The following is a 16,057-nucleotide window of genomic DNA, read 5'->3' on the forward strand; positions in this document are numbered from 1 at the left end:
TTAATTCCCCTGTGTAGCGGAGGAAGCGTCAGTCGCTGTATCCAGCGGCACGGCGATGACCGTCATGCCCGGGCGCGCTTTGTGGTGGCCATCCACAATCACCTGTTCGCCATCGCTCAAGCCGCTGGTGATTTGCACATAACCGCTGGCTTGGGCGCCGGTTTTTACTTCCCGCTGCTCTACCTTGCCATTGGCATCCACCAGGCTGATAAATGTGCGATCCAATACTTCCTGCAGGGCGCGGTTGGGTACGAGCAGGGCGTTATCCACTTGTTTGACTACGGCACGTATGCGCCCAAACATACCGGGGCGCAATACCTCTCTGGGGTTGGGAAAGGTTGCAGCCACCGCAAAGGTGCCGGTTTCACTGGCGATTCGGCGGTCGGAAAAGGTGATTAAACCGCTTTCGGGGTAGAGGCTGCCATCGGCCAGAATAAGGCTTACGGGAATCAGTGGGCGCGGTTGCTCAGATTCCAGAATCGGGCGCACCAGCTCCAGGTAATCGCGCTCGCTCAGGGCAAAATCCACCCGCACGCTTTCAGTGGTAGATACCGTGGCCATCAGGGTTTGGTTGGCGGTGACTAACTCGCCCACTTTTACTTGCGCGCGCCCGATGCGGCCGTTGTAGGGCGAGACTATGGCGGATTCCTGCAACATGGTCTGCGCCTGTTTGAGCTGGGCTTGGGCGGTATCCAGCGCGGCTTTGCTCTGCGCTACTTTGTTGATGATGTCGTCATAGGCCTGGCGTGAGATAGTGCCTTTTTCCACCAGGGTTTTATAGCGCTGCTCATCGGCCAGCACCTTGGTTTGGTCTGCCTCGGCTTTGGCGAGGTTGGCCTTGGCCTCGTTGACGGCGGCGGTCAGGCTGTCGCTGTCGATGCGGAACAACGGCTGCCCCTGTTGCACCAGGCTGCCCTCCTGAAATTCCACAGAGATCACCCGGCCATTCACCTTGGAGCGAATTTCCGCTTCCTCCACGGCGGCCACCTCGCCAATAAAATCGCGCTCCACATTAATGGTGCGGCGTTCAGGTTGCTGCACGCTCACTTGGGCCGGATTGGGTTTGGCCGGGGCCGATTTATTGCAACCAACAACCAGTACGCAGAGCAGGGCAACAGCTAACGGGCGTATACACATGGTTCACTCCTTAGTTTTTATCTGTTGATTTTCAGGCTGCCAGAAAAGGGCGCGGGCTTCGGCGTTAAAAGGCCTCGCGCTGCCAACCGCTGGGGGTTTTGCACAAGAGGTATTGGCCTTCCAGTGATACACCTTCGGCATCAAACAGGCTGATTGCCAGGGTTTTACAGGGGCGTTGGTTTTTCTGTGCGGCGCTTACCAACACTGCTGTGCCGTTTATTTTGGTCTTGGGGTTAAACCAGGTGATGGGGTTGCCGGTGTGGTTGTCGTTCAAGGCTTGCAGCGCGTGGGATTCAATCAAGGCCAGGTCTTCCTCGCCCAGGGATTGCAGGCGCGACTGGGTGATATGCCACTTGTCATCGGCGTTTTTACAAATGGTGAAGCCATAGGTTTCGGCCGGTTTGCTGGCAGCTGAAAACTGTAACAGGGTGCGCCGGCAGGGCATGCCGGCCTCGGTGTAACTGAGTTTGGGCAGGATTTTCACCCCGACTTTTCCGCCGGGCGACTGCCACTGGCTCACTTTTTTATCCGCTGTTTGCTCCAGTACCCGGGCGATTTCTGTTTTGAGTGCCTGCATCTCGTCAGCAGCCAATTGGCTGGGCAGGGTGTCCCGCATAAACCCGAAATTGCTCGCGGCGGCGGGCAGTGAAAGTACACAAAGCAGGCTGGTAAAAGCGGCGGTGGCGATTGGTTTCATGGTCAATTCCGTCTTGGTTGTTGGTGTGCTTATCGTTGGTATGTTTGTGGTTAGTGTGTTCAGCGTTGATGTGTTTAGCGTTGGTTTGCTCTGGCCGATAAGAGTATAGCCAGCATCTGTCAGGCTTATTTCAAACACCAAAAGTGGTAGGCGCCGTCTTTATGAACCAAGCCCTCCACCTCTTTTTCAAAGCCGGGAAAGCGGTTGCTCCAGTCCTGCAGCGCGGCTATGTAACCCAGCCAGGGGCCATCGATAGGGCCCAGGTTTTCGCCCGGCATCACAATCGGAATGCCCGGTGGGTAGGGCATGATGCCCACGCCAGTGACTCGGTTAGCGGCTTGGGCCAGCGGCAGCAGCTCTGCATCACCCGCCTGTAATTGCTGGAAGGCCTTGCGCGGGGTACAGGCTATGGGCGGCAAGGTGCCAAAGGCCTTGGCTTGCAGGGCATCCATGTGGCTGGTGCGCATGTAGTTGAACATCTCGCTAGCCAGATCCTGTAACCCCATATTGCTGTAGCGCGCCGGTGCGGTATCCACCAGCTCTGGCAGCACCTGTTCCAGCGGGGTGTTTTTGTCGTAGTGGCGTTTAAATGCCAGCAACACGTTAATCAGGGTGCCCCACTTGCCCTTGGTGATGCCAATACTGAACAGGCAGAGCACCATAAAATCGGTGGTGCGCGAGGGAATAATGTTGTTGTTATAAAGAAACGCACTCAACACCGGGGCGGGAATGCCTTGTGCTTGCATCTGTCCATCCAACCCCATACCCGGCACCATAATGCCGGCTTTGATCGGGTCCAGCAGGCACCAGTTATTGTCCAAACCTTCAAAGCCGTGCCAGGCCGCGCCGGGTTCAAGCAGCCAGCAGTTAGGGTCGCTGGCGAGCTGTTCGGGGTCGGCATCGGCAAACTCCACCCATTTACCGGTTGTTGCATCGCGTATTTCCGGCGAGTTCCAGGGCTGGAAAAACCAATCGCCTTTTTGCGCAAATTCGCGATGCGCCCGCGCCAGCGCCTGGCGGAAATCCACCGCCTCGCGGATCACATCCTGCGTCAGGCTGTAACCGCTGCTGCCCTCCATCATGGCGGCGCCTATCTCGTTAGAGGCAAACAACATATATAGCGGCGATGTCGTCGCCTGGATCACAAAGGACTCGTTGAAGCGGCTGTGCTCAATAGGGTTGCGGCCATTGCGCACGTGGATGTAAGAGGATTGCGACAGCGCCGCCAGCAGCTTGTGGGTGGAATGGGTGGCAAACACGGTGGGCGCGGATTCGCGGTGGTCGCGCGGGTCGCCGCGCATGGCATAGCGCCCCTCATACAGCGGGTTAAAGCGCGCATAGCCGTACCAGGCTTCATCAAAGTGGATGCGGTCTACTGAATCGGCAAGCATGGCCTCGGCGCGGGCGGCATCCAAACAAATACCATCATAGGTACAGTTGGTGATGACCGAATACACCGGCTGCTGGCTTTTGGCTTGTGCGGCGAGCGGATGCTGTTGGATGGATTGTTGAATGGCTGCCTTGCTCAAGGCGCTGGCAGGCATAGGCCCAATAATGCCGTAGCGATTGCGGGTGGGGGTGAGGTACACCGGAATACCACCGGATAATACCAGCCCCTGTTCGATGGACTTATGGCAGTTGCGGTCGCACAGGGCAAACTGGTTTTCACCCACGCAGGCCATAAAAATGGTGCGGTTGGAGCCTGAGGTGCCATTCAGCACAGCGTAGGATTCATGGGCGCCAAATACCCGCGCGGCAAACTTTTCCGAGGCCTCCACTGGGCCGGTGTGATCCAGCACCGAACCCAGGCTACCGCGCTCAATACCGCCGTCGGTGCGAAATAAATTCTCGCCAAAAAAATCAAAAAACACCCGGCCCACAGCGGACTTGGTAAAAGCTATGCCACCCTGATGGCCGGGCGCGGCCCAGGAGTGTTCATCCTTTTGGCTGTAGCGCAGCAGCGCATCGGTAAAGGGCGGTAGCAATTTATCCAGATAGCGATCCACCGCCGCCAGTGCGCGGCCCACAATAAACGGCGCGGTGTCCTCCAGTGTCCAGACAAATTCATCGGCCAGTTCCATCGCCTCTACCGTGAGGGTTTGTTTGGCAGCGCGGTCTGCCATTAAAAAAATCGGCACATTGGCGTTGCGCTGGCGAATGGTGCGCAGCAGTTCCATCACTTCAGCGTGGCTTTCCTGCTCGTTATCACCCAGTGTCCAATCCACAAAAATACAGTGAAAACCAGCGTCCGAGATAATCGCAGCGTGACCGTCATCGTAGGAGCGCGCCTGCACCAGCTCCACCTGCCGCTGTTGGAATTCGGTGACCAAATCGTGCAGCGCACGGCCGCGGGTGCTGTCTAAATTGGCGAGCTGGTCTTCAACCACTAATACATGTCGTTTAAAACTTTTGTTGGTGCGACCGATCATAACCCCACTCCTTTCGCGCAATGCAATGACTCTTGTGAGTGTGGTTGAAAATCAGGCTGATGCAATGACTAATCGCAACTGTGCGATAAAAAACGGCGCCGATTGGCGCCGCAAGAGAGGGGTTAAACAAAACGCTAAACAAATAATCTAAGCAAAAAAAGAACGCGACATATGCAGGATATTAGTGGTGATTACCCGCCGGCTCAGCAATACCCAACCAGGTAAATTTATGCGGCACAAAATTTAATTGCAGAGTCTCGCTCACCGCCAGCGAATCCACATCCACTTGTTTGATTTGGTTGGCGATAGGGTCGCTAACATAAACATGGTGGCCGGGCGTGACCGCCAATTCAAAGCGGCTGCCGGCAGGCAAGGCAGAAATGTTGCTGCTAATCACTTGCAGGCGATCCACCACCGCCCAATCATCGGTGTGAATAATATTCAGGCCGCCCTGATTATCCAGAATCACCAACAACTCACCGCCGTCAACAAAATCATAGGCCAGTGCAGTGGGCGCCGTGGCAAGGCTGGTGTCAATCCAGTTGATGGGGGTGATGCTGGCAGCGCTGGTATCTATCGCAAAAAATTGGCCGGCGGCTATGCCCACAAAATGGCCCAGTGCAGCATCGCCCAACACTGTACCAATGCGGGTGGTACCGGTAAAACTGGCAGGGTTGGCAATTTTTGCAGCAGTGAAATTGTCGCCATTTTGGGTAATGACTAACACACCATCGGTACAGCCAAAGGCGATTTGATTTTCATTTTGTGCACTGCCGTGTAAACCGGGGCAAGTCTCGGCAAAAATTTCTTGCTCGGTAAATACACCGGCTTCTGCTTTATAAACTGCAACCCGGTCGGGCAGTGTGCTTTCTGTTGCTGCATCGCGCACGGTGGAAATTAAATAATCACCGCGCCCCTGCGCAGCGCCGTGCATGTGAGTGGTGTATTGCAAACGCGTGCCCGCGGTGTTGTTTGCAATATTACTTTCGGTGTAAACACCCACACTCGCCGGTGTGCTGGTGGCGGCGTTGCCATCAAAGAAAATAACCGATTGGGTGTTGTTGCCGGTGAAATGCGTAGGGCGCGAATCACTGGTAGTAAAACTCATCTGGCGAGGCGCTTCGATAATATCGTCTTTGTGATCGCCGTGATCTTCCTGCGACAGGCCACTGTCAATCACATTCACCAAATCCGCGGTGCGTTGAATAACATAAGCGTAGCGATAACTCGGGCTGGCATAAATCGCGCTGGGCGCTTCGGTGAGCGTATATTCTTCCAATAATTGTTTTTCTTTAATGTCGATGATGCTGACTTTGGCTTGGTCTTTTGCGCTGATCAGCAAGCGGCCTTGGGTAAGTTCATCGTCGTGATCATGGTCGTCGTCATGGTCGTGATCGTCTTCAATAGGCACTGGGTCGCGCTCAACAATTTTGGTGTCGCTACCACCACAGCCACCCAGAACTGCAGCGAGCATTAATAGCGTCAGGCTGGAAATTACATTTGGTCTCATCATTTAAATTGCCCTTTTAAAATAATCATCGGTAAATAAAAAAATAATGGTAAAAGCTGGCCCGTCATGCCCGCCTAAGCGGGCACGATTGAGTTCTCGTCAGTGGTTTAAGTGGAGTGGGTGTTAAAAACTACCGCTCACACCCAGCGCAAAAGAGCGTGCGGGTAAGGGCGCTTTGTCTTTCAGGAATGAAGCGTGCACCCGCGCATATTCGTCGGTAAGGTTGTTGCCTTTGAGGTAAATTTTTAAACCGTCACGCAGGGCGTAACTGATTTGCGCATCTACCAGGGTGTAGGCATCAGTAGTGGTTTCGTAGGTGTCTATCTGATCCTGTTCAAAATAATGTTGGCTGCTTAATTCCGCCTGCCAGTTGCCACTTTCATATTGCGCACGTGCGCCCAGTCGCAGCGGTGGAATGCGCGGTAAATCGCCGCCGTCTACTAATTGCGCGCGAATGTAATCGCTGGTGAGGCTGAGTTTGAAAGGCGCAGCTAATTGCCAAATAAATTCCGTTTCAAAACCGTAGAGTTCAGCATCGCGCGCCTGATAAATAAATACCGGCAATTCGCTGCTGTGATCGTGCTCGTCTTCTGCGCCATGATCGTGTGCATCACCGGATTCGCGTGTTAAACCGGTATCGGCAAGGTAGTAGTAATTATCGATACGGTTGTAGAAGGCGTTGAGGATAAAACCAACATCGCCTTCAAATTTGCGCAGGGAAATATCCAGGTTATTGGAGCGTTCCAATTCCAAATCGCTGCGCGCCAAATCAAAATGGAATTCGCCGTCTTCATCGTTTACTAATTGCAACAGCGCGCCCACTTCATACAAACCCGAACCGATATGCGGGCCAAAAGAAAATAATTCGGCAGCTGATGGCGTGCGCTCGGCGTGTGTGTAGGAAACGCCCAGGTTGTAACCGGGCGTGAAATCCCAGACTACACCTGCTGACGCACTAAAAGGTGTGGATTCCTGATCGATAGCAAATACACGCAAATATTCTTCGGCATGTTCATCGTCGTGTTCATGTTCATCGCCATGCTCATGCTCATTTAAATCCACCATAAAATTATCGGCAGTAATTTTTACCTGCTCGATACGTGCACCCAGCTGTACCAACACATCTCCAAAGTGACGCTCCTCCATTAAACCCAAGGCAAGGGTGCCGGTTTCGCTCGGCGGGGTAAATGCCTCTTCGCCAATAGCTTCAAAATCGCTGTGTTTGTAATGCAAACTCAGTGCACCGCGCCATTCAGCGATGGGGTGATGAAATAATTCCCAGCGCGCTTCGGCAGTTTCGTTGCGGAATGTGGTGCCCACTGTGCCATTTTCAATTTCACTGTGTTCGTAATCGGTAAAACCAAAACGGGTATTGCTCGCGCTAAAAAAGTCGTGCTCCAAATCCAGTTCACTCAACAACTGAATGCGATGTTGTTTTACATCGGCGTACACGTCAGTTTCTTCATCGCCGTGGCTGTGACCGGGAATCGCGTATTGGCGATCCAATAACCCGTAAGAAAGGCCGACAAAACCTTCGTCCATTACCTGGCTAACACCCGCATTAAAACCCTTGGCTTCGCTCCAGGAATTAGCCAAGCGATTGCTCTCGCTATGCTCATGGCCTTCTTCCTCATGCTCCTCCCCTTCATGTTCTTCGTGGGTTTCTACTTCTGCAGCACCGGGAATTTTGTAATTGTCGGCATCGCGCCAAAAACCATCCAAATGCAAACCCATGCTGCCCACACCGGTATTGCCGCTACCGGAGACGAGTTTGTCGTCGGCCACGGAATCCTGCTGTACACGCCACTCGCCAAAGGTTTCGGTGGTGCGCGGCACGCGGTCATCCACCACGTTCACTACCCCGCCAATCGCACCGCTGCCGTAAAACAGGGTCGCCGGGCCGCGCAGAATTTCAATTTGGCGCGCGGTGGAGGCCTCTGCCGCAACTGCATGGTCGGGGCCAACGCGGGAGGCATCGCCCGCATCCAAACCATTTTGGGTGACTAGCACCCGCGGGCCTTCCAAACCGCGAATAATCGGGCTGCTGCTCACTGGCCCGTAATAACTGGAGTGCACACCCACTTCATGTTTCAAGGTTTCACCCAGGGTGGACGACTGGCGCGCGCGTAGTGCATCGCCGCCCAGTACATTCACCGGCTGCGCCGATTCCATGTTGGAGGCATGCCAGGGCAGGCCAATCACATTCACAATTTCCAGCGTGGTGCTGCTTAACACCAACTCCACCGGGCCATCGCCCTCATGTACATGGCGGGTGGTGTGGGTGTAATTGGGCGCAAACACATGCAGCTCAACATGCTTGTTGGTTACTTGCGGCAGACTGAACTCACCCTGTTCATTGGCACTGGTGCGGATCTTGGTGCCCACCACCTCAACCGTCGCCCCGGCAATCGGCAAACCCGCCGCATCGCGCACCACACCTTCCACCTGCGCCAACGCCGAACCACTCGCCGCCGCCAGTGCCAAACACAACATGGATTTTTTCATTCTCATTACATCCCCTCACCGACATCAAAAGCCGCATCAAAGCCATATCAAAACCAAGACCCGGCGCAGCATGGCCAAGTCTCTCAAATTTTTAGCAATGTTATACTATAACAATTTGAGGGGGCAACCTTTAATAAGACATATTCTTGGTTGGCCGGTTAGCCCGGTGGTTTTGGGGGACGGAATAGGGTGGCAAGTGCTAAGCTTTGTTCACTATTCGTCAGGTGCAATTGCGGAGATTTTTATGTCACTGGCTAACGAACTTGCAGCTCGCCCTTTGGCAGAACGCATTCAGGCTATGGAACAGTTATGGGATTCCCTCTGTCGCGAGCCTAACTACAACCCAAGCCCTGCATGGCATGAAGAAGTTTTAACGGAGCGTCGCGCAGAGTTGCAGCGCGGTGAGCATAAGTCATGGCAGGAAGTAAAAGCGGGTTTACGGAACCGTTCTTAATTTATGGATGAGTCACTATTTTCTATTCGTCTCACCCATTCGGCGGAGCAGGATTTGCTTTCTGGTTTTGAGTTTTACGAGTCGCAAGTTGCAGGTCTTGGCGATTATTTTGTAGATAATCTCATCGCTGATATTGATTCCCTTTGTGTAGCCGCCGGTGCACACCCCAAATCTTATGCGGGTTTCTACCGCATGCTTTCCAAACGTTTTCCTTTTGCAATCTATTACGAATTACAGGAGCGCACCGCTTATGTTGTTGCTGTGTTGGATTGCCGCCAAAATCCTGATTCGATCAAAGAGCGTTTTGATGTTTAACGAATAAAAACCAAAAAGCCACAGCAAGGGTGGCTTTTTGGTTTTTTAACGCGGCGATCTGGATTAGAACTTCACTTTTACACCGACATCGATTGAGCGTTCGGTGCCAACGTAAATACCTTGGCGCAGGCTGGCGATGTATTTTTCGTCGGTGAGGTTTTTGGCGCTGGCGCTGACGCTGACGTCTTTGTTGAATTCATACACAGCGCTTAAATCGAGCAGGGTGTAAGCATCTATCTCACCGGTGAAGAAGCCGGAGGTGTTTTCGGTGATGGGTTTGGTGTTGAGCACATCGGTGTACTGCTCGCCGGTGTGGTGCAGGCTGAGTGCGGTGCTCAGTTTGCCGGTTTTGTACTCCAGGCTGGTGTTGATAACCCACTCAGGGACGTAAGTTACGCGGTTGCCATCGGGCGTGGTGATAGTGCCGTTGGCAGCGCGGCGGTCGCCGACAAATTCCGCGTCGGGAATGTAGGTGGCGCTGGATTTCCAGGTAAAGCCGGCGCCCAAATCCCAGCCCAATGCCGCTTCAAGACCCTGGTGCAGGGTTTCGCCGCCGTTGGTGCGCTGGAACTGGCTGTTGGAGTTGGCAGGGATGATTTGGTTGTCAAAGTCCATGCGGAAGAAGGTCAGCTCGTAGCTCAGTTTTTCACCGGCGCCACGTACACCCGCTTCAAGGTTGACTGAGCGTTCGGCGTCCAGTTCCTGGTCTTGCAGGCCGTTGAGCGCATCGCCGTTCAGCGCCGGGGAGAAGGCTTTATACACGCTGGCAAAACCTTGCAGACCTGTGTTGATTTGGTAGGTGGCACCTAAACCGGGCAGTACTTCGGTGTTGGAAGTATCGGCTTGGTTATTGGTAGCAGCGCGCTTGTTTTTGATGGTTTGCTCGTAGCTCTCGGCGCGCAAACCAGCGGTCACGGCCAGGCGCTCGGTCACCACAAAACGGTTCTGGGCATAGAGCGCGAGACTGTCGGCAGATTCAACCTGATCTTTGCCGATAGTACCCGTGCGCGGGGTGGCGCGGGTGGCGGCGATGGTCACGTCATCCATGGATTCATTCATCAAACGCACACCATATTCGGTTTCGTTGGCAATGCCAAACAATTGGTGTTGCAGCTTCAGGCGGCTGTCTACCCCAAAACGTTCAAAGCTGCGGTTGTTGCCGTTGAGTGTGTCCAGGTAAACCCACTGGCCAGCGGCGACAGAGGCGGCGTTATCGGCGTTGTAGCGCCAGTAATCGCGATAGGTTTCGCTGCCAAATACCAGGGTGCTGAGTTTGGTGGTGGCGTTGATATCCCAGTCGTGGTTGATGTCCAGGCTGCGGCGGCCGCTAATGAAGTAGTCGTCCGGTGCCGGGTTTTCGTGCACGCCATCTTTATATTGCTGCAGGAATACACCGCGGTAGGAAATATTGGCTTCGCTGTCGTAATCGCTGACTTTTACGCTCAGCCATTGGTCATCGCCCAGTGCCATGCCGGTTTTCACCATCACATCGGTCATGTCGTAGCCTTTATCCATAAAACCGTCGCTGCTGGCGCGGGTGATAAAGGCACCAAATTGGGCTTCTTGCGATGGGGTAGAACCGCCCACTTCCAGAGTTGCTTCGCGGCTATTAAAGGAGCCGGCGCGGGCTTCCAGTTGTACGCCATCTTTAGGTTGTTTGGTGATGTAGTTGATCACCCCGCCGATGGTGCTGGGGCCGTAGCGCAATGAGGCGGCGCCTTTCAACACTTCAATACTTTCCATGCGCTGGATACGCGGGTTGTAGTAGCGGCCATTGCCCACAAACAGGCCGGGGGCTACGGGTACGCCGTCTTCCAGAATCAGGGTTTTGTAATCCGCCGAGCTGAGGCCGCGAATACCAATGTTGGCCACAATCGCGCTTTCTTCTTCTTGCTTGATGGCTACGCCCGGTACGGCGCGCAGCGCTTCTTCGGTAGAGCGCGGTTGTTTAAGGGTTAATTCCTCTTGGGTCACTATGCCCACTGAGCCGGGTTGACGCTCAACATCACCCTCTTCGGTGCCAACTACTACCACTTTGGGCAGGGTTTTGGTTTCAGCAACGGCGGGCAGCGCCATAACAGCACCACCACTTAGGGCCAGTGCAATGCCAAGAGCCAGTGGTTTTGGTAAAAAAGTGACTGCATGTGCAGTAGACAGAGCGGCGTGACGCATGTGAAGTTCCTTCGGTTAACAGTAGGTTGCTATAGCTGGTGTGCTTCACCCTAAGTGATTTTGGCAATCAAATACGTAAAGCATTATTTTTCAGATGCGGCACTATAACAAACAGGAACCATTTACATCAAAAATATATGAACAATGATGTAAGCCGGATGCTACCTTTTGGCTGCATCCGGGTAGGGCGAAGTCTTCTGTGCGGGGGTGACGAGTGTCAGGCAGGGTCGCTGCTGGTTTCAGTCGGGATCTGACGCTTGCTTGTTGCCAGCGGCAGGCCGGGTTTCAGGCCGACGATTAATGCCAGCGCGGCAATCAACCACCAACCGTTTACCAGCAAACTCGCGCCACTCAAGGCCGCACTGCCAAAGCGGGCGATATGTGCGGTTAAGAGCAGTGCGATCAGGGCAATCAAGAGCAGCCTCAGGCCTATGGACACTTGACGGCGGCTCTTGGCAACAAGCGCGCCAGCCGCCAGCAATACACTGCCGCCCCAGAAAAGTGCTACCGATGCCTGCGGCCACCAAAAACTGCTGATGCCGGTTAACACCAGGGCGCAGGGAAAACCCCATACGGCAGCCAGCCACAAACGTTCTGTTACAGCGCGCGGGTTGCCCGCCTGCTGCTGGCGCCGAAACCAGATGTTCATGCCGGTAGCACAGATAAAACACAGGCCCAGACCGAGCAGGGTGTAGAGGATTTTCACCGGCAAACCGCCAAAATGCCCAAAGTGCAGGCGATAGGTGGAGGCATAAATTTGCATGCCCAGATCACCGTCTGGCCAGCCCAGGCGCTTTGTTTCTTCCCCGGCCGCGTTGTATTGAACGGCGTCATACCAGGCCAGGCGATTGGGCACATAAGCCCCAATCTCAACCGCCTGCGCTGTGGTTGCAGGGTAGTGGATTGCCAGAAAATAGGCGTTCAGGTGCGGGTAATCGCGCTGGAACTTCTCCACAATCGGCGCCACATCCAGCAGCGGCGCAGGTTCATGGGTCGGTTGCGGGTGTGGCATATACAGCTGGTTGCTAATGGCGGTGGTATCGCCTTTGTGAAAGCCGGTCGCAAAGGTAAACAACAACACTTGCGATAACCCAATCAGTGCACCCGTGAGGGCGATAGCCAGAATAAAGGGCGTCGCCCAAACGCCAATACGGTTGTGCATATCCACCTGCTGCTGACGCGCCCCGCGATTAATACGCAAGGCGAATGCATCTTTAAAGATATTGGGGTGGGCGAGAATCCCGCTGATGGTCATGGCCACCAGCACCATGCCAATCACCCCAACCAGGGTTATGCCCCATACCCCGGGAAGCGTCAGGGCGTAGTGCAATTTAACAACAAAGTGCGTCCATTCATGGGCGACTGCCGGCCCCAGGCTGCCATTACTGTTCAGGTGAAACTCCAGTTTCTCTCTTTTGGCTTCACCTTCGGCCCGAGCGGGGGAGGCGCCCACAATAAAGCGCGGCATATCGGTCGTGGGCATATTGACCCAAATATCCTCCAGCGCCCCAGCCTTATCACCCTTGCCGGTTTGTTGCTGGTGATGTTCGTAAATAGTCTCTACGGCGGCCTGTATCTGCGCCGGCGTCACTGTTTGGGTAGCGGCTATATCGGCCTGCTCCCACTGTTCTATGTCCGGGTAATACACGCTGACCACCCCGGTCATACACACCAAATACAGCAGGGCGGCGATAAATAACCCCAGCCCCGAGTGGGCCTTGAGGTTGGCGCGCAGGCTGTTGGATGAAAGTCTGAATGATCTGGCCACGGTTAAATCCAAGCGAATATGTAGAGGAAAGGGGGTTAGAAAATGGCCGGCGTAAACAGCCAGCCTCCAAGGCTTATGCCAACAAACCAAAGCGCGGGTTTGAGCAGCGACACACGGCTTTGGCTCCATACCATCAAAGCTGGCCAGACCAGTAGTACGACCAGTGCGGCGCTGATAACGCGATTCACCAGACTGGCATCCAGCAGCGCATAAACCGCCAGGCCAATGCCAATCGCAGCACTGAGTGACAGCAGTCCAACCACCAGAATTCGCTGCGTGAGCGACAGAGCCAGCCTTTGCCAAGAGGATGTAATCACCGCCTTGGCTGCAGCCCGTGCAGCAACTGGCGCTTTTGTGTGGCTGCGCCAATCGGTGCGGAAAATGATAACGAGCAGCGCCAGCAGGCCGGGCAGCAAGCTCGCCAGGGCGGCGCCTTTATCGAAACCGGCCGCCTTCATCCAGGGCCAATAGGCCAGGGCGATACTCAACCAGCCTGCGCTAATCAGCGGCCAGTGGCGTTGCGGGCGCCGCCATGCCGCATGCAATAAGCCTATTCCCAACAGCAGCAAACACAGCCCTAGCAAGCTGCCAAGTGGGTCGATGGAGGAGAGAAACATGGACATGGGGTTACGCTCAAAAGATATTGCTAGCAATTATCATTTGCGATTAATTTGGCGTCAATGCAATAATGTCTCCAATAGGAATTATTATCAAAATGGATTAGGTCTGTTTAATTGTTGGGATTCGCATTTAGGAGTTATTTGCTGTGACATCACACACTTTGCCTGTCGCTGCGCGTCGCGCAGTTCATCCCCTGGCGCTCGCCGTAGGTATCACGTTTGGTTTAGGCCATGTTGCTGCAGTTGCCGCCGAACCCAAGGCGACCAGCACGACCATTGAACAAGTCACTGTAGTGGGTAAAGACTTGGCCCAGCGCACGACCGCCGTGGGCAAAATAGACGTGCCCCTGGTAGAAACACCCTTTTCAGTATCGATTTTGACCGAGGACTTTTTCACCGCCACGGGCGTAAAAACCCTGCAGGATGCGCTGCAGTATTCCGCCGGTGTGAATGGCGGCACCTATGGCATCGACAGTCGCGGCGATTGGGCAACCATCCGCGGCACCGCGCCGGTGCAGTACATCGACGGGCTTAAATCCCTGTTTGGCAGTTACAACAATACCCGCGCCGTGCCTTACACCCTGGATCGCGTGGAAATCCTCAAAGGGCCGTCATCGGTACTTTACGGCCAGGGTTCACTGGGCGGTGTGGTTAACCTCAGCTCCAAATTACCCGAGCAGGAATTTTCTGCCCAAGTCTGGGTGCAATACGGCACCTTCGCGCGCAAACAACTGGCGGCTGACGTCACCGGTGCCTTGGATACCGACGGCGAGTGGCTATTCCGCGTGGTTGCCCTGGGGCGCGACAGCGAAACCCAAACCGATTACGTGGATGACGACAGCCGCGTATTCAGTCCCTCACTGACCTGGAAGCCCAGCGAGGCCACCAGCATCACGCTGCTTGCCAATATCCAGAAGGATGAAACCGGCACCGGCACCCAATTCCTGCCTTGGCAGGGCACAGTATTACCCGGCGCATTCGGCGACCTTGACCCCGGTGTATTCCTGAGTGAGCCGGGCTGGGACAAGTACAACTCCGAGCAAGAAGCCTTCACCCTGATTGCCGCGCAGGCGCTCAACGACAGCTGGACGCTTAATGCCCGCGTGCGTCACACCGATAGCAGCGCTGACTACTGGTCCATGTGGCCGGTATTTACCGGCTCTGGCCTGCGCATTAACGCCGATGGTCGCACCATCAACCGCGCGGCCTATGTGAGTGATGCCAGCAGCGAAGTACTGGTGGGCGATGTAAACCTGCAGGGCGGTTTTAGCACCGGGTTCATCGACCACAAACTGGTGGTGGGTGTGGATGTGCAAGACGCCACAATCGACAACGATTTCTGGCGCAGTAACGGCAGCTATGCCACACCCGGTGCGGGCGGTTCCATCGACCTGTACAACCCGGTGTATGGCCAATACCTGCCCACGCCAACCATTACCAACTACCCCTATACCCAACTGGAGCAGGAAGGTTTTTACATTCAGGATCATATGATCGCCGGCAACTGGGTGCTCACCGCCGCCCTGCGTCGCGATCAGGTGAAATCCCAAAACCAGAATGCGGCCAGCGTTAATTACGATACCGATGCCGATACCGGTCGCGTGGGTGTGATGTACCAATTTGCCAACGGCCTGCGCCCTTACGCCAGCTACACCGAATCCTTTGAGCCTATGGCGGGTTTCAACGTTTACGACGAGGCACTTAAACCCAAAACCGGCGAGCAAACCGAACTGGGTATTAAATACCAACCGGGCAGCAGCAACCTGTTGGTCACCTTGGCGCTGTTTGAGATTAATGAAAATGGCCGCACCCTGAGCGTATCTGTGCCCCAGCCGGACAACACCTTTAAACAGGGCACAGTGCAAACCGGTGAAGCCGAGAGCGAAGGCGCTGAACTGGAAGTGCAGGGCACCTGGGCGCAGTGGGATGTCATCGCCAGCTACAGCTATACCGATACCAAAGACAAGGTCACCGGTTACCGCTTTGCCGCGATACCGGAAAACCTGGCGTCCTTCTGGGGCAGTTACCGTTTTACCGGTGACTTGCAAGGCCTGCGTGTTGGCTTGGGCCTGCGCGATATAGGTAAAAGCTGGGACGGCCGCGACAACCGCGCGGTGCGCATCAATGGCTACACCCTGGTGGATGCGATGCTGGGTTATGAAGTGGAAAACTGGTTCTTTAGCCTGAACGCCCGCAACCTGGAGGATAAAATCCACTACACCAGCTGTTTGGCGCGCGGCGATTGTTTTGCCGGTGAGCGCAGAACCATCACCGCGGATGTGCGTTACAACTTCTGATCGCCTGCGATGGGTGAATAGACAACAACTCAGTGATAGATAATGGGCGCTTCGGCGCCCATTTTTTTGAAACTTAAATTTATGCAAACCAGGTGTTACTTAGCGGCGGTTTGTATTAAGGTCGAATCCAAAAGCTGTTGTAAGGTTTTTGTC

11 protein-coding genes are annotated in these 16,057 nt (G+C 54.7%); 3 read left to right on the forward strand and 8 right to left on the reverse strand.

Going from position 1 to position 16,057, the window contains the following annotated elements; all coding sequences use genetic code 11:
- The 5 genes from ACFODX_RS13275 to ACFODX_RS13295 all read right to left on the reverse strand — a co-directional run bounded on the left by ACFODX_RS13275 (position 1) and on the right by ACFODX_RS13295 (position 8,278).
- The gene (locus tag ACFODX_RS13275) at positions 1-1,137 is read right to left on the reverse strand and encodes an efflux RND transporter periplasmic adaptor subunit (RefSeq protein ID WP_378119875.1); all 1,137 of its coding nucleotides are present in this window, start codon (positions 1,135-1,137) and stop codon (positions 1-3) included.
- Positions 1,138-1,201: 64 nt separating this feature from the next.
- Positions 1,202-1,834, reverse strand: coding sequence for a hypothetical protein (locus ACFODX_RS13280; protein ID WP_378119877.1), 633 nt, complete (start codon positions 1,832-1,834; stop codon positions 1,202-1,204).
- Between the two features lie 125 nt (positions 1,835-1,959).
- Positions 1,960-4,263 carry an Orn/Lys/Arg family decarboxylase gene (locus ACFODX_RS13285; protein ID WP_378119879.1) on the reverse strand — a complete coding sequence of 768 codons (2,304 nt, stop codon included), beginning with the start codon at positions 4,261-4,263 and terminating at the stop codon, positions 1,960-1,962.
- Positions 4,264-4,444: 181 nt separating this feature from the next.
- On the reverse strand, positions 4,445-5,776 hold the full coding sequence (locus ACFODX_RS13290) for a hypothetical protein (protein ID WP_378119882.1): 1,332 nt from the start codon (positions 5,774-5,776) through the stop codon (positions 4,445-4,447).
- Positions 5,777-5,896: 120 nt separating this feature from the next.
- Positions 5,897-8,278, reverse strand: a complete 2,382-nt coding sequence (locus tag ACFODX_RS13295; protein ID WP_378120109.1) for a TonB-dependent receptor — start codon at positions 8,276-8,278, stop codon at positions 5,897-5,899.
- Between the two features lie 244 nt (positions 8,279-8,522).
- Here ACFODX_RS13295 and ACFODX_RS13300 point away from each other — a divergent pair, with 244 nt between their 5' ends.
- Together ACFODX_RS13300 and ACFODX_RS13305 are read left to right on the forward strand one after the other, a co-directional pair.
- On the forward strand, positions 8,523-8,732 hold the full coding sequence (locus ACFODX_RS13300) for an addiction module protein (protein WP_378119884.1): 210 nt from the start codon (positions 8,523-8,525) through the stop codon (positions 8,730-8,732).
- 3 nt (positions 8,733-8,735) lie between these two features.
- Complete coding sequence (locus tag ACFODX_RS13305; RefSeq protein ID WP_378119886.1) at positions 8,736-9,047, forward strand: type II toxin-antitoxin system RelE/ParE family toxin; 312 nt, start codon at positions 8,736-8,738, stop codon at positions 9,045-9,047.
- Between the two features lie 63 nt (positions 9,048-9,110).
- On the opposite strand, the gene ACFODX_RS13310 is transcribed toward ACFODX_RS13305, so the two are convergent.
- From ACFODX_RS13310 to ACFODX_RS13320, 3 genes are all read right to left on the reverse strand, one after another.
- Positions 9,111-11,219: a TonB-dependent receptor family protein gene (locus ACFODX_RS13310; RefSeq protein ID WP_378119888.1), complete on the reverse strand. Its 2,109-nt coding sequence runs from the start codon at positions 11,217-11,219 to the stop codon at positions 9,111-9,113.
- Positions 11,220-11,436: 217 nt separating this feature from the next.
- On the reverse strand, positions 11,437-12,987 hold the full coding sequence (locus ACFODX_RS13315) for a PepSY-associated TM helix domain-containing protein (RefSeq protein WP_378119890.1): 1,551 nt from the start codon (positions 12,985-12,987) through the stop codon (positions 11,437-11,439).
- 35 nt (positions 12,988-13,022) lie between these two features.
- A complete protein-coding gene (locus tag ACFODX_RS13320; RefSeq protein WP_378119892.1) occupies positions 13,023-13,610 on the reverse strand; it encodes a hypothetical protein in 588 nt (195 codons plus the stop codon).
- 143 nt (positions 13,611-13,753) lie between these two features.
- Between ACFODX_RS13320 and ACFODX_RS13325 the strand changes: the two genes are divergently transcribed.
- Positions 13,754-15,904: a TonB-dependent siderophore receptor gene (locus tag ACFODX_RS13325; protein WP_378119894.1), complete on the forward strand. Its 2,151-nt coding sequence runs from the start codon at positions 13,754-13,756 to the stop codon at positions 15,902-15,904.
- Positions 15,905-16,057 lie beyond the last annotated feature (153 nt).

It is taken from the genome of Cellvibrio fontiphilus, from assembly GCF_042646205.1.
GTDB lineage: Bacteria > Pseudomonadota > Gammaproteobacteria > Pseudomonadales > Cellvibrionaceae > Cellvibrio > Cellvibrio fontiphilus_A.